The organism is Stenotrophomonas sp. RS-48 (genome assembly GCF_030053245.1).
GTDB lineage: Bacteria > Pseudomonadota > Gammaproteobacteria > Xanthomonadales > Xanthomonadaceae > Stenotrophomonas > Stenotrophomonas maltophilia_P.
Genome location: NZ_JASGBV010000027.1, coordinates 1 through 22,282 on the forward strand (window position 1 = coordinate 1; position 22,282 = coordinate 22,282).

The 22,282-nt window shown below is 66.3% G+C and carries 20 protein-coding genes; 12 read left to right on the forward strand and 8 right to left on the reverse strand.

Annotation, left to right across the window (positions count from 1 at the left end; all coding sequences use genetic code 11):
* The first annotated feature begins 120 nt into the window (after positions 1 to 120).
* Positions 121 to 3,294 carry a multidrug efflux RND transporter permease subunit gene (locus QMZ25_RS05945; protein ID WP_283219268.1) on the forward strand — a complete coding sequence of 1,058 codons (3,174 nt, stop codon included), beginning with the start codon at positions 121 to 123 and terminating at the stop codon, positions 3,292 to 3,294.
* Between the two features lie 79 nt (positions 3,295 to 3,373).
* Here QMZ25_RS05945 and QMZ25_RS05950 read toward each other — a convergent pair whose 3' ends face one another.
* Positions 3,374 to 3,661, reverse strand: coding sequence for a hypothetical protein (locus QMZ25_RS05950; protein WP_053515414.1), 288 nt, complete (start codon positions 3,659 to 3,661; stop codon positions 3,374 to 3,376).
* A 126-nt stretch (positions 3,662 to 3,787) separates the two neighbouring features.
* Entirely contained in the window at positions 3,788 to 4,936 is a 1,149-nt protein-coding gene (locus QMZ25_RS05955) for an acyl-CoA dehydrogenase family protein (RefSeq protein ID WP_053515412.1), read from the reverse strand.
* Positions 4,937 to 5,088: 152 nt separating this feature from the next.
* On the opposite strand from QMZ25_RS05955, the gene QMZ25_RS05960 reads away from it, so the two are divergent.
* The 3 genes from QMZ25_RS05960 to metH are packed head-to-tail and all read left to right on the forward strand — an operon-like array spanning position 5,089 to position 9,865.
* On the forward strand, positions 5,089 to 6,018 hold the full coding sequence (locus QMZ25_RS05960) for a metalloregulator ArsR/SmtB family transcription factor (protein WP_053515410.1): 930 nt from the start codon (positions 5,089 to 5,091) through the stop codon (positions 6,016 to 6,018).
* A gap of 13 nt (positions 6,019 to 6,031) precedes the next feature.
* Positions 6,032 to 7,123 (forward strand): homocysteine S-methyltransferase family protein, encoded by a 1,092-nt coding sequence (locus QMZ25_RS05965; protein WP_065176054.1) that lies wholly within the window; start codon positions 6,032 to 6,034, stop codon positions 7,121 to 7,123.
* Between the two features lie 57 nt (positions 7,124 to 7,180).
* Complete coding sequence (metH, locus tag QMZ25_RS05970; protein ID WP_283219269.1) at positions 7,181 to 9,865, forward strand: methionine synthase; 2,685 nt, start codon at positions 7,181 to 7,183, stop codon at positions 9,863 to 9,865.
* 60 nt (positions 9,866 to 9,925) lie between these two features.
* Here the strand turns inward: metH and QMZ25_RS05975 are convergent, their stop codons facing one another.
* The 5 genes from QMZ25_RS05975 to QMZ25_RS05995 all read right to left on the reverse strand — a co-directional run bounded on the left by QMZ25_RS05975 (position 9,926) and on the right by QMZ25_RS05995 (position 13,876).
* Positions 9,926 to 10,594, reverse strand: a complete 669-nt coding sequence (locus QMZ25_RS05975) for a DUF2058 family protein (protein ID WP_053515404.1) — start codon at positions 10,592 to 10,594, stop codon at positions 9,926 to 9,928.
* Between the two features lie 15 nt (positions 10,595 to 10,609).
* Positions 10,610 to 10,849, reverse strand: coding sequence for a SlyX family protein (locus tag QMZ25_RS05980; RefSeq protein WP_053515402.1), 240 nt, complete (start codon positions 10,847 to 10,849; stop codon positions 10,610 to 10,612).
* On the reverse strand, positions 10,842 to 12,191 hold the full coding sequence (locus tag QMZ25_RS05985; protein WP_053515400.1) for a UDP-glucose/GDP-mannose dehydrogenase family protein: 1,350 nt from the start codon (positions 12,189 to 12,191) through the stop codon (positions 10,842 to 10,844). The genes QMZ25_RS05980 and QMZ25_RS05985 overlap by 8 nt, the downstream gene beginning before the upstream one ends.
* Before the next feature lie 23 nt (positions 12,192 to 12,214).
* Positions 12,215 to 13,192: an FKBP-type peptidyl-prolyl cis-trans isomerase gene (locus QMZ25_RS05990; protein WP_065182910.1), complete on the reverse strand. Its 978-nt coding sequence runs from the start codon at positions 13,190 to 13,192 to the stop codon at positions 12,215 to 12,217.
* Positions 13,193 to 13,288: 96 nt separating this feature from the next.
* Positions 13,289 to 13,876, reverse strand: coding sequence for a glutathione peroxidase (locus tag QMZ25_RS05995; protein ID WP_128987762.1), 588 nt, complete (start codon positions 13,874 to 13,876; stop codon positions 13,289 to 13,291).
* 365 nt (positions 13,877 to 14,241) lie between these two features.
* On the opposite strand from QMZ25_RS05995, the gene QMZ25_RS06000 reads away from it, so the two are divergent.
* The 7 genes from QMZ25_RS06000 (at position 14,242) to QMZ25_RS06030 (ending at position 18,825) form a co-directional block, all read left to right on the forward strand.
* Positions 14,242 to 14,487 (forward strand): hypothetical protein, encoded by a 246-nt coding sequence (locus tag QMZ25_RS06000; RefSeq protein WP_065176058.1) that lies wholly within the window; start codon positions 14,242 to 14,244, stop codon positions 14,485 to 14,487.
* Between the two features lie 2 nt (positions 14,488 to 14,489).
* Positions 14,490 to 14,849, forward strand: coding sequence for a GntR family transcriptional regulator (locus QMZ25_RS06005; RefSeq protein ID WP_053515392.1), 360 nt, complete (start codon positions 14,490 to 14,492; stop codon positions 14,847 to 14,849).
* Positions 14,849 to 15,739 (forward strand): ABC transporter ATP-binding protein, encoded by an 891-nt coding sequence (locus tag QMZ25_RS06010; protein WP_065176059.1) that lies wholly within the window; start codon positions 14,849 to 14,851, stop codon positions 15,737 to 15,739. Before QMZ25_RS06005 ends, QMZ25_RS06010 begins: the two co-directional genes overlap by 1 nt.
* Positions 15,736 to 16,761, forward strand: a complete 1,026-nt coding sequence (locus QMZ25_RS06015; protein WP_283219270.1) for an ABC-2 transporter permease — start codon at positions 15,736 to 15,738, stop codon at positions 16,759 to 16,761. The genes QMZ25_RS06010 and QMZ25_RS06015 overlap by 4 nt, the downstream gene beginning before the upstream one ends.
* A 22-nt stretch (positions 16,762 to 16,783) precedes the next feature.
* A complete protein-coding gene (locus QMZ25_RS06020) occupies positions 16,784 to 17,668 on the forward strand; it encodes a DUF2807 domain-containing protein (RefSeq protein ID WP_053515386.1) in 885 nt (294 codons plus the stop codon).
* Between the two features lie 30 nt (positions 17,669 to 17,698).
* The gene (locus QMZ25_RS06025) at positions 17,699 to 18,310 is read left to right on the forward strand and encodes a hypothetical protein (protein WP_053515384.1); all 612 of its coding nucleotides are present in this window, start codon (positions 17,699 to 17,701) and stop codon (positions 18,308 to 18,310) included.
* Between the two features lie 89 nt (positions 18,311 to 18,399).
* On the forward strand, positions 18,400 to 18,825 hold the full coding sequence (locus QMZ25_RS06030) for a hypothetical protein (protein WP_065182913.1): 426 nt from the start codon (positions 18,400 to 18,402) through the stop codon (positions 18,823 to 18,825).
* A gap of 58 nt (positions 18,826 to 18,883) precedes the next feature.
* Here the strand turns inward: QMZ25_RS06030 and QMZ25_RS06035 are convergent, their stop codons facing one another.
* Positions 18,884 to 20,320, reverse strand: coding sequence for a class II fumarate hydratase (locus QMZ25_RS06035; RefSeq protein WP_065182914.1), 1,437 nt, complete (start codon positions 20,318 to 20,320; stop codon positions 18,884 to 18,886).
* Positions 20,321 to 20,610: 290 nt separating this feature from the next.
* Between QMZ25_RS06035 and purB the strand changes: the two genes are divergently transcribed.
* Positions 20,611 to 21,978: an adenylosuccinate lyase gene (purB, locus tag QMZ25_RS06040; protein WP_128987758.1), complete on the forward strand. Its 1,368-nt coding sequence runs from the start codon at positions 20,611 to 20,613 to the stop codon at positions 21,976 to 21,978.
* Positions 21,979 to 22,282 lie beyond the last annotated feature (304 nt).

Genomic DNA, 22,282 nt, shown 5'->3' on the forward strand with positions numbered 1-22,282 from the left:
GGTGCCGGCCCGGCCGCACCCGCCGCTGCCGCCGACAAGGCTCCGGCCCAGACCGACGCAGCCGACAAGGCCGCGCCGGCCGCCACCGACTCGAACAAGCAGTAACGGGAACCTTCCGTCATGCCTAAATTTTTCATCGAACATCCAGTCTTCGCCTGGGTGGTAGCGATCCTGATCTCGCTCAGCGGCGTGATCGCGATCCTCAACCTGGGCGTGGAGTCCTATCCCAACATCGCTCCGCCACAGGTGACCGTCTCGGCCACCTATCCGGGCGCCAGCGCGGACACCACCGAAAAATCGGTCACCCAGGTGATCGAGCAGCAGCTGACCGGTATCGATCACCTGCTGTACTTCAGCTCTTCGTCCTCGTCCAATGGCCGCGCGCAGATCACCCTCACCTTCGAGACCGGTACCGATCCGGACATCGCCCAGGTGCAGGTGCAGAACAAGGTGTCGCTGGCGACGCCACGACTGCCGTCGGAGGTGACCCAGCAGGGCGTGGTGGTGGCCAAGGCCAATGCCGGCTTCCTGATGGTCGTGGCCCTGCAGTCGGATACGGCGGCGATCAACCGTGACGCGCTGAACGACATCGTCGGTTCGCGCGTGCTCGACCAGGTCTCGCGCATTCCCGGCGTCGGCAGCACCCAGCAGTTCGGTTCCGAGTACGCCATGAACATCTGGCTGAACCCGGAGAAGATGCAGGGTTATGGTCTCTCGGCCAGCCAGGTCCTGGCTGCCGTGCGTGCCCAGAACGTGCAGTTCGCCGCCGGTGCACTGGGCTCGGACCCGTCGCCGGAAGGCCAGCACTTCACCGCCACCGTGTCGGCTGAAGGACGTTTCAGCTCGCCGCAGGAGTTCGAGAACATCATCCTGCGCGCCAACGCCGATGGCTCGCGCGTGCTGCTCAAGGACATCGCCCGCGTCGCCTTCGGTGCCAACAACTACGGCTTCGACACCCAGTACAACGGCAAGCCGACCGGTGCCTTCGCCATCCAGCTGCTGCCGGGCGCCAACGCCCTGAACGTGGCCGATGCGGTGCGCGCCAAGATGGACGAACTGCAGCCCAGCTTCCCGGCCGGCGTGACCTGGTTCTCGCCGTACGACAGCACGACCTTCGTCAAGATCTCGATCCAGGAAGTGGTCAAGACGCTGTTCGAAGCGGTGCTGCTGGTGTTCCTGGTGATGCTGATCTTCCTGCAGAACTTCCGCGCCACCCTGATCCCGACCCTGGTCATCCCGGTCGCCCTGCTGGGTACCTTCCTGGGCATGTGGATGATCGGATTCACGATCAACCAGCTGACCCTGTTCGCGATGGTGCTGGCGATCGGCATCGTGGTCGACGACGCCATCGTGGTGATCGAGAACGTCGAACGCATCATGAGCGAGGAAGGCCTGGCACCGAAGCCGGCCACGCAGAAGGCGATGACCCAGATCACCGGCGCAGTGGTGGCGATCACCGTCGTGCTGGCAGCGGTGTTCATCCCGTCCGCACTGCAGGGCGGTGCCGCCGGCGAAATCTACAAGCAGTTCGCGCTGACCATCGCCATCTCGATGGCGTTCTCGGCCTTCCTCGCGCTGGGCTTCACCCCGGCGCTGTGCGCGACCTTCCTGAAGCCGACGCACAACGACAACCCGAACATCGTCTACCGCACCTTCAACAAGTACTACGACAAGATCAGCCACACCTACGTGGGCCACATCACCTCGGCGGTGCGCCATGCCCCGCGCTGGATGATCCTGTTCGTGGTACTGACCGCGCTGTGCGGCTTCCTGTTCACGCGCATGCCGGGCAGCTTCCTGCCGGAAGAAGACCAGGGCTATGCGCTGGCGATCGTGCAGCTGCCCCCGGGCTCGACCAAGGGCCAGACCAACGAGGTGTTCGCGCAGATGCGCGGCATTCTGGAAAAGCAGGATGGCTTTGAAGGCATGCTGCAGGTGGCCGGCTTCAGCTTCGTCGGTTCCGGCGAGAACGTGGGCATGGGCTTCATCCGCCTGAAGCCGTGGGAAGAACGCGAGTTCACCGCGCCGGAGTTCATCCAGAACATGAACGGCGCGTTCTACGGCATCAAGGAAGCGCAGATCTTCGTGGTCAACCTGCCGACAGTGCAGGGCCTGGGCCAGTTCGGTGGCTTCGACATGTGGCTGCAGGACCGCAGTGGTGCCGGCTACGAGCAGCTGACGCAGGCCCGCAACATCCTGCTTGGCCAGGCGGCGCAGAAGCCTGAAGCACTGGTTGGCGTGCGTCCGAACGGCCTGGAGAACGCTCCGCAGCTGCAGCTGCACGTGGATCGCGTGCAGGCGCAGTCGATGGGCATGTCGGTGTCGGACGTGTACAGCACCATCCAGCTGATGCTGGCGCCGGTGTACGTCAACGACTTCTTCTACGAAGGCCGCATCAAGCGCGTGACCATGCAGGCCGATGGCCCGTACCGCACCGGCCAGGAGTCGCTGAGGAGCTTCTACAGCCCCTCCAGCCTGACCACCAACGCCGACGGCACCAACGCGATGATCCCGCTGAGCACCGTGGTCAAGTCCGAATGGGTGTCCGCATCGCCGTCACTGAGCCGCTACAACGGCTATTCGGCGATCAACATCGTCGGCTCGCAGGCGCCGGGCACCAGCTCGGGTGAGGCGATGCAGACCATGGAGAGCATCGTCAACAACGACCTGCCGGCCGGCTTCGGCTACGACTGGTCGGGCATGTCCTACCAGGAAATCCTGGCCGGCAACGCAGCGACGCTGCTGCTGGTGCTGTCCATCGTGGTGGTGTTCCTGTGCCTGGCGGCGCTGTATGAAAGCTGGTCGATCCCGGTAGCGGTGCTGCTGGTGGTGCCACTGGGCGTGCTCGGTGCCATCGGCCTGTCGATGATGCGTGGCCTGCCGAACGACCTGTTCTTCAAGATCGGCCTCATCACCGTTATCGGCCTGGCGGCGAAGAATGCGATCCTGATCGTGGAGTTCGCGGTGGAGCAGCGTGCAGCGGGCAAGAACCTGCGCGATGCCACCATCGAGGCGGCACGCCTGCGCTTCCGCCCGATCCTGATGACGTCCTTCGCGTTCATCATGGGCGTGATCCCGATGGCGATCTCCAGCGGCGCCGGCGCCAACTCCCGTCACGCCATCGGTACCGGCGTGATCGGCGGCATGCTGTTCGCCACCCTGCTCGGCCTGCTGATGATCCCGGTCTTCTTCGTGGTCGTGCGGCGCATGCTCGGCGACAAGCTGGACGAGCCGTCGAAGGAATTCCTCAGCCGCCAGCGTGAGGGCGAAGCAGCGCATCGTCCGGATCGCTGATCCACCCTGCGCTGCAACGAAAAGGCCCCGGAGCGATCCGGGGCCTTTTTTGTTTATCGCGGGGGGATGCCAGAGCAGATCAGCGCAGCAGCGCGACCGCCACGCACACCGCCAGCAGAACCAGCGCGGCCCATTGCATGGGTACGAAGAAGAAGTGGTGGGGCGCAGTTTCCCCTTTCTGCCGGGGAGTACGGTTGAGCCACAAGCCCAGCAGCACGTTCACGGTTGCACCAATGCCTGCCCCCAGCAGCACCTGGGGCAGCGGGATGTTGCCCCGGGGGCCATCGTGCGGGAAGAGGTAAGCCAGCAGCAGGATCGCTGCGATCGGCGTCACCAGTGTCAGGATTCCCCAACCTCGATAGATCATCTCTGCAGAACCTGTAAAAAAGGCCCTGCATTGGAACAGATCGGCATCGCCCGACCAACAGGCCCGTGCATGCAGGGCATGGATCTACCGGCTGCGCCGCTGTTGCAGCGGCGCAGCCGTTTCGACTCAGCGCAGCCCGGTCTCGTTGCGGGCGATCACCAGGCGCTGGATCTCCGAGGTGCCCTCGTAGATCTCGGTGATCTTGGCATCGCGGAAGTAGCGCTCCAGCGGCATTTCCTTGGAGTAGCCCATGCCACCATGGATCTGCACGGCCTGGTGGGTGATCCACATCGCCGCTTCCGACGCCGTCAGCTTGGCGATGGCCGCTTCATTGCTGAAACGCTTGCCCTGGCCCTTCACCCATGCCGCGCGCAGCGTCAGCAGCAGGGCTGCGTCCAGCTTGCACTTCATGTCGGCGATCTTGGCCTGGGTCATCTGGAAAGTACCGATCGGCGCGCCAAACGCCTTGCGCTCCTTCACATACTCCAGCGTCGCTTCATAAGCGGCACGGGCGATGCCGATGGCCTGCGATGCGATGCCGATGCGCCCGGCATCGAGCACGCCCATGGCGATCTTGAAGCCCTCGCCCTCCTGGCCCAGCACGTCTTCCGGCTGGGCGACGTAATCGTTGAATTCGATCTCGCAGGTCGCCGAGGCACGGATGCCCAGCTTCGGCTCGGTCTTGCCACGGCCGAAGCCGGCCTTTTCGGTGTCGACCAGGAAAGCCGTGATGCCACGCGCGCCCTTGTCCGGCTCGCTCATCGCGAACAACACGATGTACCGGGCCACCGGGCCGGAGGTGATCCAGCTCTTCTTGCCATTGATGACGTAGGTGCCGTCGGCCTGCTTGACCGCGCGGCAACGCATGGCGGTCGCATCCGAACCGGACTGCGGCTCGGTCAGGGCGAATGCACCGATGGCCTCGCCCTCCGCGATGGCGCGCACGTACTTCTGCTTCTGCTCCTCGCTGCCGTGGGTCAGGATGCCGTTGCAGAACAGCGAATTGTTGACCGACATGATGGTCGAATGGGCCGCGTCGCCAGCGGCGACCTCCACCATCGCCAGCACATACGCGATCGGATCCATGCCGGCGCCGCCGTATTCGGTCGGTACCTCGATGCCCATCAGGCCGTTCTCGCCCAGCAGGCGGATGTTCTCCAGCGGGAACTCGCCGGTACGGTCATGATGCTCCGCGCTCGGGGCGATCTTCTCCTGCGCGATGCGCCGCGCCACGTCCTGCAGCATCAACTGCTCTTCAGTAAAGCTGAAATCCACAACACCCTCCCGGGTACATGAGGTTATGGCCGCGCAGCGCGCGCCCAGGTGTGCCGATTGTACCGGGGCCCGGGGAGTTTCCATACGCCACCGACTTGACCACGGCGGCCGATCCAGCGAATATATCTCTATATCGCGATAGGTAGATATTCATGGATCTGGAAGACTGGTCAACCCGCCTGAAGGTGTTCGCCGATGCGACGCGGGTGCGCCTGCTGGCGCTGCTGGAGCAGGAAGAGCTGACCGTGGCCGAGCTTTCGGCGATCACCCGGCTGGCCCAGCCGCGCGTGTCCACTCACCTGGCGCGCCTGAAGGAAGCGGGCCTGGTCCGCGACCGCCGCGCCGGCGTGTCGGCCTACTACCGCTTCGACGAAGCGCAGCTGGATCCGGCGCAGCGCGCATTGTGGCATGCCTTGAGCAACGGAAGCGACGATCCACTGCTGCGCCAGGACGCTGAACGGGTCGCCGCCGTGCTGGCTAGCCGCGCCGCGGACCAGAACTGGGCCGACAGCGTGGCCGGCGACATGGAACGTCACTATTCTCCGGGCCGCACCTGGGAGGCGCTGGCGCGTACCGCCCTGCCCCTGCTGGAAACCGGCGACGTGCTCGATATCGCGTCCGGCGACGGCGTGCTGGCCGAACTGGTGGCACCGCATGCCAAGCGCTACATCTGCATCGACACCAGCGCGCGCGTGGTGGCCGCTGCCAGTGAACGCCTGCGCCGCCTGCCCAATGTGGAAGTGCGCGAGGGTGACATGCATGCCCTGCCCTTCAAGGACCGCAGCTTCGACCTGGTGGTGCTGATGCACGCACTGACCTACGCCAGCAAGCCGGCGCAGGCCGTCACCGAAGCCGCGCGCGTGCTGCGCCCGGGCGGCCGCCTGCTGCTGTGCAGCCTGGCGCGCCACGAACACAAGGCAGCGGTGGAAGCCTATGGTCACGTCAACCTGGGTTTCAGCGACAAGGAACTGAAGAAGTTCGTCGACAAGGCCGGCCTGCAGGTTTCCAGCCTGGAGACGGTTACCCGCGAGAAGCGGCCGCCGCACTTCGAAGTGATCTCGCTGATCGCCAACAAGCCCTGAGTCCGGAATCATCATGCCCGTCCTGCCCTGGTTGCACCCCGAACGTGCCAATGCCCTGCTGGGCGCGCTGCGCGAGCGGATCCTGATCATCGACGGAGCGATGGGCACGATGATCCAGCGCCATGGCCTGCAGGAAGGCGACTACCGCGGTGAGCGTTTCGCCGATGGCTACGATCACCTGCACGGGCCGGGCTGCGACCACGCCGCGCCGCAGGGCCACGATCTGAAGGGCAACAACGACCTGTTGCTGCTCACCCGGCCGCAGGTCATCGCCGACATCCACACCGCCTACCTGGAAGCCGGCGCGGACCTGGTGGAAACCAATACCTTCAACGCCACCTCGGTCAGCCAGGCCGACTACCACCTCGAGCATCTGGTGTACGAACTGAACAAGGCCGGCGCCGCCGTGGCCCGCGCCTGCTGTGATGCCGTTGAAGCCACCACGCCCGGCAAGCCGCGCTTCGTGATCGGCGTGCTTGGCCCCACCAGCCGCACCGCATCGATCAGTCCCGACGTCAACGATCCGGGCTTCCGCAACACCAGTTTCGATGAGCTGCGCGACACCTACCGCGAAGCCATCGATGGCCTGATCGACGGCGGCGCGGACACCCTCATGGTCGAAACCATCTTCGACACGCTCAACGCCAAGGCGGCGCTGTATGCGGTGGAGGAAGCCTTCGATGCGCGCGGTGCGCGCCTGCCGGTGATGATCTCCGGCACGATCACCGATGCCTCCGGCCGCACCCTGTCCGGCCAGACCGCCGAAGCCTTCCACGCCTCGCTGGCACACGCGCGGCCCCTGTCGATCGGCCTGAACTGCGCGCTGGGTGCCGATGCGATGCGCCCGCATGTCGAAACGCTGTCGCAGGTTGCCGACTGCCATGTCAGCGCGCATCCCAATGCCGGCCTGCCCAATGCCTTCGGCGAGTATGACGAGACCCCCGAAGAAATGGCGGCGACCCTGCGCGGTTTCGCCCGCGATGGCCTGCTCAACCTGGTCGGCGGCTGCTGCGGGTCCACCCCCGACCACATCCGTGCCATCGCCCAGGCGGTGGCCGGCCTGCCACCGCGTGTCCTGCCGGACCGCCAGGACCAGGCGGCATGAACGTCGCCGCCACCGTTCCGCACTTCCCGCCCTGCCGTTGCTGAGCCACTGCCTGCCATGACGCCTGTCCGCCCCACCCGCCTGTCCGGCCTGGAACCGCTGGTCATCACCCCGGACCTGCTGTTCGTAAACGTCGGCGAGCGCACCAACGTCACCGGCAGCGCGCAGTTCCGCAAGCTGATCAAGGAAGGCCGCTACGAGGAGGCCGTGGACGTGGCCCGGCAACAAGTGGCCAGTGGCGCGCAGATCCTCGACGTCAACATGGACGAGGGCCTGATCGACTCCGAGGCGGCGATGACCCGCTACCTCAACCTGATCATGTCCGAGCCCGACATCGCCCGCATTCCGGTGATGGTCGACTCGTCCAAATGGAGCGTGATCGAAGCCGGCCTGAAATGCCTGCAGGGCAAGAGCGTGGTCAATTCGATCTCGCTGAAGGAAGGCGAGGCCCTGTTCCGCGAACACGCGCGCAAGGTGCTGCGTTACGGCGCGGCAGCGGTGGTGATGGCGTTCGACGAAAGCGGCCAGGCCGACACCTGTGCGCGCAAGGTCGAGATCTGTACGCGTGCCTACCGCATTCTGGTCGATGAGATCGGCTTCCCGCCACAGGACATCATCTTCGACCCGAACATCTTCGCTGTCGCCACCGGCATCGAGGAGCACGACAACTACGCAGTGGACTTCATCGAAGCCACGCGCATCATCAAGCAGACCCTGCCGCACTGCCACGTCTCCGGCGGCGTCTCCAACGTGTCGTTCTCGTTCCGTGGCAACGAAACGGTGCGCCAGGCGATCCATTCGGTCTTCCTGTACCACGCCATCGCCGCCGGCATGGACATGGGCATCGTCAACGCCGGTGCCATGCCGATCTATGACGAACTGGAGCCGGACCTGCGCGAGCGCGTGGAGGACGTGATCCTCAACCGCCGCCCTGACGCCACCGAGCGCCTGCTGGAGATTGCCGAACGCTACAAGGGCAGCAAGGGCAAGGTGAAGAGCGAAGACATGGCCTGGCGCGCCAAGCCGGTCGAGCAGCGCCTGGCCCACGCCCTGGTGCACGGGCTGGATGCGTTCGTGGAAGAGGACACCGAGCTGGCACGGCAGGCCTCCAGCCGTCCACTGGACGTGATCGAAGGGCCGTTGATGGATGGCATGAACGTCGTCGGCGACCTGTTCGGTGCCGGCAAGATGTTCCTGCCGCAGGTGGTGAAGTCGGCCCGCGTGATGAAAAAGGCGGTGGCCTACCTGCTGCCCTATATCGAGGCGGAGAAGGCCCGCAGCGGTGACACCGCCAAGAGCAACGGCCGCATCATCATGGCCACCGTGAAAGGCGATGTGCACGACATCGGCAAGAACATCGTCGGCGTGGTCCTTGCCTGCAACAACTTCGAAGTGGTCGATCTGGGCGTGATGGTGCCGGCACAGAAGATTCTCGATGCGGCCCGCGAGCACAAGGCCGATCTGATCGGCCTGTCCGGGCTGATCACGCCGTCACTGGAGGAAATGAGCCATGTCGCCCGCGAGATGCAGCGCCAGGGATTCGACCTGCCATTGCTGATCGGCGGTGCCACCACCTCGCGCGCGCACACGGCGTTGAAGATCGACCCGCACTACCATGCCCCTACGGTGTGGGTGAAGGATGCCTCGCGCGCGGTGGGCGTGGCCCAGTCGCTGATCTCGCGCGACCTGCGCGAGGGCTTCGTTGCTGCCAATGAAGCCGACTACGCCGAGATCCGCGCCCGTCACCGCAACCGTGGCGATGCCAAGCGGCTGGTCTCGCTGGAGCACGCGCGCGGCCAGAAATTCCAGGGCGGCTGGGACAGTTATGTGCCCCCGGTTCCGAACCAGCCCGGACTGCATGTGTTCGAAGACTATCCCCTGTCGGAACTGGTCGATTACATCGACTGGACGCCGTTCTTCCAGGCCTGGGAACTGGCTGGCAAGTTTCCGGCCATCCTCACTGACGAGATCGTCGGCACCCAGGCCAGCGAGCTGTACCGCGACGCCCGGGCGATGCTGGCGTGCATCGTCGCGGAGAAGTGGCTGACCGCCAAGGCGGTGTTCGGCCTGTGGCCGGCCAACAGTGTCGGTGACGATGTCCGCGTGCAGCATCCACAGGGCGAGACCACCCTGCGCTTCCTTCGCCAGCAGGTCGACAAGCCGGCCGAGCGCCCCGACTTCTGCCTGGCCGATTTCATCGCACCGGCCGACAGCGGGCGACAGGACTGGATCGGTGCGTTCGCGGTCACCGCCGGTATCGGTATCGATGCCCATGTCGCGCGCTTTGAAGCCGAGCACGACGATTACAACGCGATCCTGCTCAAGGCCCTGGCCGACCGCTTCGCCGAAGCACTGGCCGAACGCCTGCACCAGCGGGTGCGCACCGAGTTCTGGGGCTATGACCGCACCGAAGCGCTGGACAACGATGCGCTGATCGACGAGAAGTATCGCGGCATCCGGCCCGCCCCCGGCTATCCAGCGTGCCCGGAGCACAGCGAGAAGCGCCGCCTGTTCGATCTGCTGCAGGCGGAAGCCAACGCGGGCATGACGCTGACCGAGAGCTTCGCGATGCTGCCCACCGCGGCCGTCTCCGGCTACTACTTCAGCCATCCACAGAGCCAGTACTTCGTGGTCGGCCGCCTCAGCCGCGAACAGGTGGGCGACTACGCGCGGCGCAAGGGCGTGGATCGCGCCCAGGCCGAGCGCTGGCTCGCATCCAACCTCGACTACGATCCCGAATAGACCGCGCAGAAACAGCAACGCCGGGCATTGCCCGGCGTTTCCGATCACTGCGGTGCAGGCTTACCAGACCAGGTCATCCGGCACCTGGTACTGCGGATCGGCGTAGGGATCATCCTCGGCCGGGGCATCCGGATCGACCTTCAGCGCCACCGAGGCCGCGAACACGGCTTCGGCCTGGTTCAGCACCTCGGCGGTGACCAGCAGATAGCGGCCATTGAGCTGCACCACGCCCAGCTCGCCGGCATTGAGCGCGGTCAGCTGTGCCGCGGTGACATAGATCCGCTTGATCTTGCCGCCATACGGGAAGTGCCGCGCGATGTCGGCCGCCTCGTCATTCAGGCCCTTGTCCTTCAGCAGTTCTTCCAGCTTCGCCTTCGCCTCGCGGCGCTGGCGCGCTTCCTCCTGCTTCAGGCGCTCGGCTTCGATGCGCTCTTCCTTCTCCTTCTGGGCACGGATGGCATAGGCCTTGGCCAGATCCATCTCCTCGGCACTGCGCGGCCTGCGCGGGCCCTGTCCACGGTGCTGCCCCGGCTTGCCCGGCGCACCACCGGGACCGCGACGCTCACCGGGCGTGTGCTCGCCCTTGCCTGCGCCCTGTGGCTTTCCATTGCCGTTGCCGCCCTTGCCCTGCGGGCGGCCATCACGGCGGGGGCCATCATTCTTGCGCTCGGGCTTGGGCGCGGGCTTGAAGCCCAGGCCCAGCAACTGGTCGCGGAGGGTATCGCTCATAGATAAGGGTATGGATCAGTAGTGCGGCGGCGGCGGTTCGCTCGCCGGATCGGAGGAATTCAGTGCGTTGCGGACCTTGCCCAGGTCTTCCAGCAGCACGCGCAGCACATCGGCGTTGCGGGTGCCCTGCATCCGGGCATCGGCCAGTGCGTCGCTCAGTTCGGCCAGCGCGTGTTCCTGGAAGGACACACGCATCTCCAGCTCGACCAGGCGCGCTTCCAGCGCCTGCTCGCGTTCGGTCGGCAGCTCAGACATGCAGTGAACGCCCCCGGCCGATGCCGTAGTACGCCAGGCCCGCCGCTTCGACCTCGGCGGGGTCGTACAGGTTGCGGCCGTCGAACACGACCGCGTCCTTCAGCCGTTCGCGCAGCATCGAAAAATCAGGGCTGCGGAACTGCTTCCATTCGGTCACCACGATCAACGCATCGGCGCCCTGCAGCGCGTCATCGGCGCTGTCACAGAACACCAGATCATCGCGCTCACCGAAGATGCGCTGCGCTTCGTGCATGGCTTCGGGGTCGAACGCACGTACGGTCGCCCCACCCTCCCACAGCTGCGCCAGCAGGCGGCGGCTGGAGGCCTCGCGCATGTCGTCGGTATTCGGCTTGAAGGCCAGCCCCCACACGGCGAACGTCCTGCCGCGCACGCCCTCGTCCTCGCCCTTGTCGTAGTGGCGCTGGACCAGGGCGAACAGGTGGCCCTTCTGCGCATCGTTGACCGCTTCCACCGCGTTCAGCAGCTTCGGCTCCAGGCCGCTCTGCTGGGCGGTGCGGGCCAGCGCCTGCACATCCTTGGGGAAACACGAGCCACCGTAACCGGCGCCCGGATAGATGAAATGCCAGCCGATGCGCGGGTCCGAGCCGATCCCCTGGCGGACCTGCTCGACGTCGGCGCCGACACGCTCGGCAATGTTGGCAATCTCGTTCATGAACGAAATCTTGGTCGCCAGCATCGCGTTGGCGGCGTACTTGGTCAGCTCGGCCGAGCGTACGTCCATCTCCACCACGCGGTCGTGGTTGCGGTTGAACGGTGCATACAGGCGACGCATCACCGCCACCGACTCGTCGCTGGTGGCACCGATGATGATGCGGTCCGGTCGCATGCAGTCGGCGACCGCGTCGCCTTCCTTCAGGAACTCCGGGTTGGAGACCACATCGAAGGCGATGTCGGCGCCGCGCGCCGCGAGTTCGTCGGTGATCGCTGCACGGACCTTGTCGGCGGTGCCGACCGGCACCGTCGACTTGTTGACCACCACGGTCGGCACGCTCATGTGCCGGCCGATGGTGCGGGCCACGGCCAGCACGTACTGCAGGTCGGCGCTGCCATCCTCGTCCGGCGGTGTGCCCACGGCGATGAACACCACCTGGCCATGCGCGATCGCCGCGGCCGCATCAGTGGTGAACGCCAGCCGCGCCGCAGCGTGGTTGGCCTTCACCATCGGCTCCAGGCCCGGCTCATAGATCGGGATGATGCCCTGGTTCAGGCCATCGACCTTGCCCTGGTCGATATCGACGCAGATCACCTGGTGGCCGACATCGGCCAGGCAGGTGCCCGTCACCAGGCCGACGTAACCGGTACCGAAAATCGCAACGCGCATGTCCGTGCAGGCTCCGTGGTGGCTTACGGCAGGACGCCCAGCAGTTCGACGTCGAAGGTCAGCGTGGCGTTCGGACCGATCGGGCCGCCCGGGGTGCCGTTCTCACCGTAGGCCAGCTCGCCCGGGATCCAGAAGCGGTACTTGGAGCCGACCGGCATCAGCGCGACGCCTTCGGTCCAGCCCTTGATCACCTGGTCCAGGCCGAACTCGGCCGGGCCACGGCTGGCGGAGCTGTCAAAGACGGTGCCGTCGAGCAGCTTGCCTTCGTAGTTCACGCGCACCTTGCTGGTCGGCAGCGGACGCTCGCCGCTGCCCGGGCGGATCACCTGGTACTGCAGCCCAGAGGCCGTGGTCACCACGCCCGGCTGGGTCTTGTTCTTGGCCAGGAATGCATTGCCTTCCTGACGGTTGGTCTGTGCAGCCTGGGCGGCCTTGGCCTGCATTTCGGCCTGCTTGGTGCCCATGAACGCCTGGATGGTGGCCGTGGCGTCAGCCTCGGTCATCTTCGGCTGGCCCTTGCTCAGGCCAGTGCTGATTGCGTCAAACAGCGACGCAACGTCAATGTCGTCCTTCAGCTGTGCCAGCGACGGACCCACCGAGTAGGAACCGATCATCTGTGCGACCTTCACCCGATCGACCTTCGGCGGCTGCGAGCCCGGCGCAACGCCCGGCACCTGCTGGCCGCTGCGGGCCATCACGACCTGGCGCAGGGCGGCATCGGTGGCCTTGGCCTGCTCCTGGGTGATCTGCGGCTGCAGGCCTTCGAACGAACGCTCCACGGCCGTGCGCAGGGCAGCGACGTCGATTTCATCGGCGATCGGGGTGAACGACTTGGCGACATCCAGGCCGATGGCGTAACCGAGCTTCTGCTTGGGGGAATTCAAGGTTGCGGTCTCCTTGGCGGCTGCGGGGGCCGCCGGTTGTTGCGACAGAGCGACACCCGAAGTGCCCATCGCCAGAATCAGAACCGACGCCGCTGCGCCGCGCATTCCCATCTTCATTCGCTGCATTCCTGGAAGTGACTGGGCGCCGACGTCGGCGCGAAAAGAAGCATTGTCGCACGCATGCCGTCGATGTCGAGGCATCCGTGCCGGATATCAACGCGTGGCGGCGGGCGCGGCCAGTGCCTTGTCGATGGCCGCGATCAGCTGCGGATCATCCGGCGTGACCTTGCTGGCGAACTGGGCGATGACCCTGCCGTCGCGGCCGACCAGGTACTTGTGGAAGTTCCAGCCCGGCGCCACGCCGGTTGCCGCGGTCAGGCGCTGGTACAGCGGGGTGGCCTGCGCGCCGACCACGTGGACCTTCTCGAACATCGGGAACTTCACGCCATAGGTCAGCGTGCAGAATTCCTGGATCTGCGCTTCGTCACCGGGTTCCTGGCCCTTGAAATCGTTGGACGGGAAGCCGAGGACCGCGAACCCGCGGCGTGCATAGCGCTGCTGCAGCGCTTCCAGGCCTTCGTACTGCGGCGTGTACCCGCACTTGCTGGCGGTATTGACCACCAGCAGCACCTGGCCGTGATAGCGCTGCTGCAGGTTGACCTGCTGCTTGCCGGCCAGGGGCCGGTAGTCCACATCCAGCAGATCGGCGGCCAGGGTGAGGCCGGGAAGGGCCAGCCCAGCCAGCAGGGTCAGCAGGGAAAGACCGCGCAGGCGGCACGGGAAGACGGTCGGCAGGGGCATCGGAGCGGTCCGCGGTGGCCATTCACAGGGCCCGGCCGGGAGCGGCCGGGAATCGGCCGAACTATAGCACCGGCCCCGGGGGCACCCGGCCGCGCGACCGCCCCGGCGCTTTGCGCGGATTGGCGGCAACGCAGCCGGAGCCAGAAGCTGGCCGGTGCTTGACATAGCATGGACGCAGCTGAATGGAAGCGACGCGACGGCCTGCGCCCACCGAGCATCATTCCGCATTCAAATCAATGACTTGCAGAATTGCGTCTATGCCATGACACCCCCTGCCATCAGTTGGGTCATGTCGGGGGTTGCACGTCGGCGTGCCGGTGTTATAGTTGCATACAACACCAGTCACCTGAGACAGGGGGTATGCCATGAACACCCGGATGCATCGCAACGTCACCGCTCCCGCGATCACCGCCGTTTCGACCCTGCTGGTGATGGCGTGGCTGGCCTCGCCACGCGCGCCCACCGCCCCCTCTCTGTCCGATACCCCGCAGGACGCGCCCACTCCCACGGCCGGGACGCCGGAAGCTTCACCCTCCCCCCCGCGTCGGCTGCACAGCTCCCTGTCCATGCCGTATTTCTCGTTCGCACAGCCGCTGACCCCACGGAGCTGACCATGAGCGACATCCAGTGGAGCGACGGCGCTCCCATCTACCGCCAGCTGAAGGAGCGCGTGATCGCCATGATGCTCGACGGAATCCTCAAGCCGGGCGACGCCCTGCCTTCGGTGCGCCAGGTGGCCGCCGACTACCAGCTCAACCCCATCACCGTTTCGCGCGCCTACCAGGAACTGGCTGACGAAGGCCTGGTCGAGAAGCGCCGGGGCCTGGGCATGTTCATGACCGAGCAGGCGGCCACGCAGCTGCGCAGCAGCGAGCGCGAGCGCTTCCTCAATGAAGAATGGCCGGCCGTCCTGGAGCGCATCCAGCGCCTGGGGCTGAGCCTCGACGAATTGCTGACCCAGGGGAAAGTCTGATGAATGCCAGCCTCACCAGTACCGCTGCAAGCGACGCGGTCATCACCGCCCGCGGCCTGCGCAAGGCCTACAAGAGCACGGTCGCGCTCGACAATGCCAGCTTCACCATTCCGGCGGGCCGGATCATCGGCCTGATCGGACCCAACGGTGCCGGCAAGACTACCGCGTTGAAGGCCATCCTCGGCCTGACCACGGTGGAAGGCGACCTCAGCGTGCTCGGCCGCGACCCGCGCCTGCATCGGGATGAGCTGATGAAGGACATCTGCTTCATCGCCGACGTCGCGGTGCTGCCCCGCTGGCTGAAGGTGCGCGAGGCCATCGACTTCGTCGCCGGCGTGCATCCACGCTTCGATCGCGCCCGCTGCGAGCGCTTCCTGGCCAACACCAAGCTGCAGCCGAAGCAGCGCGTGCGCGAACTGTCCAAAGGCATGATCGTGCAGCTGCACCTGGCCCTGGTGATGGCCATCGACGCCCGCGTGCTGGTGCTCGACGAGCCGACCCTGGGCCTGGACATCCTGTACCGCAAGGAGTTCTACCAGCGCCTGCTGGAGGACTACTTCGACGAGCAGAAGACGATCATCGTCACCACCCACCAGGTCGAAGAGATCGAGCACATCCTCAGCGACGTCATGTTCATCCGCGACGGCCGCATCGTGCTCGACGCAGAGATGGACGATGTCGGCCAACGCTACACCGAGCTGCTGGTCAACGCCGAGCAGCTCGATACCGCGCGTGCGCTCAAGCCGATCGACGAGCGCGCCCTGGCTTTCGGCAAGACCGTGCTGCTGTATGACGGCGTGCCGCGTGACCAGCTCACCTCCCTTGGCGAGACCCGCAGCCCGGGCCTGGCTGATCTGTTCGTCGCTGTCATGAAGGGGACCTACGCATGAACGCCGTCAATCATCCCGTCGGCCCCGCCGGCACGCTGCGCTGGCTGCTCAAGCGTGAATACTGGGAGAACCGTGGCGGGTTCCTCTATGCGCCGGTGATCGCCGGCGTGGTGTCGCTGCTGATGAGCGGTGTGGGCATCGCCTTCGGCCTGTTCGCCCTGCATCGGGCTGCGCGCGACGGCAATCTGCACATCGATGGCGAGGACGTGAACATCAACGGCCTGGACCTGGCGCTGCTGACCCGCAACATCAGTGCCAAGGACATGGCCGACCTGGGCAACGGCCTCGACCTGACCCTGGTGCTCAGTTCGGCCTGGCCATTCCTGGTGCTGGCGTTCGTGATGTTCTTCTACTGCCTTGGCGCGCTGTATGACGACCGCCGCGACCGCAGCATCCTGTTCTGGAAATCGCTGCCACTGTCCGATACCCAGACCGTGCTTTCCAAGGTGATCAGCGCGCTGGTGATCGCCCCGCTGATCGCAGTGGTCGCGGGCATCCTGACCATGTTCGGCTTCCTCGCCATCATCAGCCTGGTGGCCGCGCTGCACGGTGGCAGCCCGATGAACCTGATCTGGGGACCGGCCAGCCCGCTGACCCTGGCCGCCGGCCACCTGTCCTGGGTTCCGGTCTACGTCCTGTGGGCGCTGCCTACCGCCGGCTGGCTGCTGCTGTGCTCGGCCTGGGCCAAGTCCAAGCCGTTCCTGTGGGCGGTGATGCTGCCGCTGTTCGCTGGGATCATCGTCTCCACCACCAAGGTCATGACCCTGTTCGGGCTCACCAGCGGCTGGTTCTGGCAGAACGTCGTCGGTCGCCTGCTGCTCAGTGGCGTGCCCGGCATGGACCTGATCTACCGCACCGGCCTGCAGGACTCGCGTGCGGACCTGGAATCGGTCACCGCGCTGATGGGCCCGGTCGCGCAGCTGAAGTCGCTGGCGATGCCGGGACTGTGGATCGGCGCTGCGTTCGGCGCGCTTTTCATCTTCCTTGCCATCCGCCTGCGCCGCCGCGCCGGCGAAATCTGACCCCTTACCGGAGCCACCACCCATGCGTTCCCTGCTCGCCTGTACCGCGTTGTTGCTGATGCCGCTGTCGGCCCTGGCCGCCGATGCACCCAACTGCAAGTTCACCGCTGCACGCACGTTGAAGCTGGACGCGGCCGGTGCCAAGGCGGTGGTGTTCGAGGTGAACCAGTTCGATCTGAAGGTGACCGCCCGCAGTGGAGGCGGTCAGCTCGACGGCCGTGCCTGCGCGTCCAGCCAGGATCTGCTGGACCAGCTGGTGCTGGACCAGCGCCGGGAAGGCGACAAGCTGGTGGTCAGCCTGCGCCGCGCAAGCCGTGCCGGCCTGAACCTGGGCAACTTCTACGCCTGGCTGGACATCCGCGGCAGCGTGCCGGACAACCTGCCGCTGCAGTTCAAGGTCGGCTCCGGCGATGCCAGCATCGACAACGCGCAGTCACTGAGTGTGGATGTCGGCTCCGGCGACGCCGTTGCGCGCGGCACCCGCGGCACCATCCATGCCTCCGTCGGCTCCGGCGACCTGGAGATCGACGGTGGCAGCGCACTGAACCTGCTGTCGCTCGGCTCGGGTGACGTCAAGGCGCGCAACATCGGGGGCGACGCGATCGTCGGCACGGTCGGCTCCGGCGACCTCACGATCAGCGACGTGCGTGGCAACGCACGCCTGGACACGGTCGGATCGGGCGACGTCGACTTCAAGCGCGTGCAGGGCAGCGTCCAGATCGGCGTGGTGGGCTCGGGGGGCATCGACCTGGGTGACATCGGCGGCGATGTGCACGTGCGCAGCCATGGCTCCGGCGACGTCGACGTCGATGGCGTGCGCGGCAACCTGACCGTCGATCACAGCGGCAGCGGCGACGTCGTGCACCGCAACGTCAGCGGCAGGGTCACCCTGCCCCGCAACAAGTAAATCCCAACCCACCGATTCGAGGGGAATGCCATGAACCTGATGCGCCTGCTGCCTGCCACCCTGCTGTGCCTGCCGCTGATCGCCTGCGGTGGCACGTCTTCCGCGCCCGACACCAGTGTCGGCAAGAGCGTCGCCGAAACCTCCAGCGGCGTTGGCAGAAAAGTCCAGGAAGCCATGGATGAGGCCCGCAGGGAGATCACTGAGGGCAACATCAAGATCTCCGCCGACAATCAGCCGCGCGCGGAGATCACGCCGGATGGACATCTGCTGATCGGCGGCAAGGATGTGCCGACCAACGACGCGCAGCGCCGCCAGCTGCTGGAGTACCGCGGTCACGTGGTCGCCATCGCGACGGACGGGATGAATGTCGGCCTGGCCGGTGCCAAGCTCGGTGCCAGCGCTGCCGGTGAAGCGCTCAAGGGTATCTTCAGCGGTGACAGCGAAGGCGTGGAGAAGCGGATCAACGCCGAGGCCGCCAAGATCGAAGCGCAGGCCAAGCGCATCTGCGACCGCCTGCCGGCGATGCTGGCCAGCCAGCAGGCGCTTGCCCGCGAACTGCCGGCCTTCAAGCCCTACGCCAGCATGGACCAGAGCGACGTCGACGACTGCGGGAAGGACAGCTCGGTCACCTTCTCCAACTGAGACACTTCAGCGCAGCCGGCCGGCAGCGGGTCCCCGCTGCCGCCACCGGGCTTACAATGGGCACCCCGGATGCCCCCGATCGAATCGTCATGAAGAAGCTGTTTCTGCTGCTGGCTGCCCTGTTCTGCCTGGGCCTGGCCGGCTGCGACCAGGATTACCGCAACCACCGCGCAGAGCGTGGCAAGCCCAAGATCTCCGTGAGCGAAGGCATGGTGACCGTGCGCCGTCCACCGGCACCGAACATCATCATCCTGGCCGACGGCACGATGAAGATGGACGAGATCCAGATTCCGCTGGACGATGCGCAGAAACAGATGCTGCAGACGATGTTCGGCAAGCTGCAGGTACTGCGCCAGAACACGCTGGTGGCCGCCCCGGCCGATCCGAACATGCAGCCGGTGAAGATCCAGCCGCCGGAGGGCATGGACGTCATTCCAGGCGACCTGATCCAGCGCATCCCCGAGTTCAAGGACTACACCGAGACCTTCGACAACATCGTCGCCGACCGTCGCTGAACGCAAACGCCGCCCGAGGGCGGCGTTTCTCATTGGCCCGGCAAGCCTGCTCGGCAGATCAACCGCCGCCACCGCCTCCCGCATGGATGCCGCCAGCGGTCAGCGCCGTCGGATCCAGCAGTCGCCGCAGTTCCGCTTCGCCCAGGCCGCTGTCCTCCAGCGCCACCTCCAGCACCGGCCGCTGTTCCTTGTAGGCGCGCTTGGCGATTGCCGCGGCCTTCTCATAGCCGATGATCGGGTTCAGCGCAGTGACCAGGATCGGGTTGCGCGCCAGCGCCTCCGCCACGCGATCCTCGCGCACCTTCAGGCCTGCGATGGCGCTGTCGGCCAGCAGCGTCGACACGTTGGCCAGCAGGCCGATGCCTTCGAGCAGGTTCACCGCGATCAGCGGCAGGGTCACATTGAGCTGGAAATTGCCGGTCTGCCCGGCCACCGTGATCGCCGTGTGGTGACCGATCACCTGCGCGCAGGCCATCACCGTCGCCTCCGGAATCACCGGATTGACCTTGCCCGGCATGATCGAGCTGCCCGGCTGCAGGGCCGGCAGTTCGATCTCGCCCAGCCCCGCCAGCGGCCCGGCATTCATCCAGCGCAGATCGTTGGCGATCTTGATCAGCGCCACCGCCAGCGCATTAAGCTGGCCGGACAGCTCCACCGCATCGTCCTGCGCGGCCAGGCCTTCAAACTTGTTGTCGGCACTGTCGAACTTGAAACCCGAGTGCTGCTTGAGGGCCTTGGCCACCTGAGCGCCGAAACGCGGATCGGCATTGATGCCGGTACCGATGGCGGTGCCGCCCAGCGGCAGCCGGCGGACGCGCTTGAGGCTGTCCTCGATGCGCGCCTGTGCCGATGCCAGCTGTGCCGACCAGGCACCGAACTCCTGCTCGAAGGTCAGCGGCATGGCGTCCATCAGGTGGGTACGGCCGGTCTTGACCACCTTGCGCAGGCTGCGGCCCTTCCTGTCGATGGTCCTGCGCAGATGCGCCAGCGCGGGCAGCAGCTGTTCGTGCGCCGCCAGCACCGCCGAGACGCGCAGCGCGGTCGGGATCACGTCATTGGAGCTCTGCCCCTGGTTGACGTGGTCGTTGGGATGGACCGTGGTCTTGCCGGCCTTGCCGGCGCGGTTGGCCAGGGTCGCGATGACCTCGTTGGCATTCATGTTCGAGGACGTACCCGAACCGGTCTGGTAGACATCGATGGGGAAATGCGCGTCCCAGTCGCCCGCCGCCACTTCCGCGGCGGCGGCCTGGATCGCCTTGGCCACGTTCCTGGGCAGGTGGCCCAGTTCGGCGTTGACGCCGGCAGCGGCGCCCTTGACCAGACCCAGCGCACGGATGAACCCGCGCGGCATGCGCTGGCCGGACACCGGGAAATTCTGCACGGCGCGCTGGGTCTGCGCGCCCCACAGGGCATCGGCAGGCACCTGCAGCTCGCCCATGCTGTCGTGTTCGATCCGGAACGCCCGGGAGGCACCCTTGCTTGCAGCTTTGCTCATTGCATCGACTCCGCACTACTTCAGTTGGGGAAAGGGAAGCGGCGGCTGGCAGGGTGTCGCTTCCCGGGCTGGCGGCGGCAATCACGATACTCTCTTGCCCGTTGCATGGCATGACGGAAGCGGGCCGGATCGTTTCATCTGCGGCACCGTTGCCCATCGGGAGCGCCGGGCCCGGCCGGGCGAGGACAGCGCGCAGCCTCCCTGCGCCCGGCGTGGCCCGGTGCTGCCAAGCATGCGAAGGCCACGCGTCGTAGAATATCGGCCCCGCCGCTCGCTCCCGCCCTGCCGACATGTCCGATTCCGCCCTGCTCGCCCTGTCCCCGCTCGATGGCCGCTACGCCGGCAAGGTCGATGCCCTGCGCCCGATCTTCTCCGAGTACGGCCTGATCAAGGCCCGCGTCACGGTCGAGGTGGAGTGGCTGCTGGCGCTGGCCGCCGAGCCAGGCATCGTCGAGCTTGCAGCGTTCTCCGAAGCCGCCACCGCCCGTCTGCGCGCGCTGGCCAGCGGTTTCAGCCCCGCCCATGCCGCCCGGGTGAAGGAGATCGAGCGCACCACCAACCATGACGTCAAGGCGGTGGAGTACTTCATCAAGGAGCAGCTGAAGGACGACGCCGAGCTGGCGCCGGCACTGGAGTTCGTGCATTTCGCCTGCACCAGTGAGGACATCAACAACCTCAGCTACGGCCTGATGCTCGAGCAGGCGCGCCGCGAGGTGCTGCTGCCGACGCTCGACGGCATCGCCGCCACCCTGCGTGGCCTGGCCCACGCCCAGGCCGCGCAGCCGATGCTGTCGCGTACGCACGGCCAGACCGCTTCGCCGACCACCCTGGGCAAGGAGCTGGCGAACGTGGTGGCGCGCCTGGAGCGTCAGCGCCGCCAGATCGCCGCGGTCGAGCTGACCGGCAAGATCAACGGTGCGGTCGGCAACTACAACGCGCACGTCGCCAGCTACCCGGACGTGGACTGGCCGGCCTTCGCCGAACGCTTCGTGACCGGGCTGGGCCTGGTGTTCAACCCGTACACCACGCAGATCGAGCCGCACGACAACGTCGCCGAAATCGGCGATGCCGCCCGCCGCGCCAACATCATCCTGATCGACCTGGCCCGCGACATCTGGGGCTACATCTCGCTGGGCTACTTCAAGCAGCGCCTGAAGGAAGGCGAAGTCGGCTCGTCGACCATGCCGCACAAGGTCAACCCGATCGATTTCGAAAATGCCGAAGGCAACTTCGGCATCGCCAACGCGCTGTTCGAGCATTTCAGCGCGAAGCTGCCGATCAGCCGCTGGCAGCGCGACCTGACCGACTCCACCGTGTTGCGGGCGCTGGGTACCGCCTTCGGCCACAGCCAGGTGGCGCTGGACTCGCTGGCCAAGGGACTGGGCAAGCTGGAGGTGAATCCGCAGCGCCTGGATGCCGACCTGGATGCGGCGTGGGAAGTGCTGGCCGAAGCGGTGCAGACGGTGATGCGCCGCCACGGCCTGCCGAACCCGTACGAGCAGCTGAAGGCACTGACCCGCGGCCAGGGCATCACCGCCGAGTCGATGCGGGCGTTCGTACAGGGGCTGGAGCTGCCGGCGGATGCGAAGCAGCGGCTGCTTGAGATGACCCCGGGCAGCTATACCGGTCTGGCCGAGGCGCTGGCGAAGAAGATCTGAGGGGTTTTCTTTGCGGCGGCGGCCGCGGCGCTGCCTGCGGCAGGCGTGTACTGCCAAGGCAACAGCAACAGCAACAGCGGTCCAGGCTCTGGATTGCTGGGAGTTGGGCGGGGCGGGTTGGGTTCGCGGGGGACGCCGTGAACCCGTCCCTGGGGGCTTGGCCGCGGCATCCATGCCGCGGACACCCCCGCGAACCCAATCCGCCCCACCTCTGACAGCATCCCGGTGACGGATCGAAGCGCATTTGTTGTCGGGACGGAATGTGAAGGAGGGACGCGGCTTTGCCGCGTCCCTCTTTGGTTTT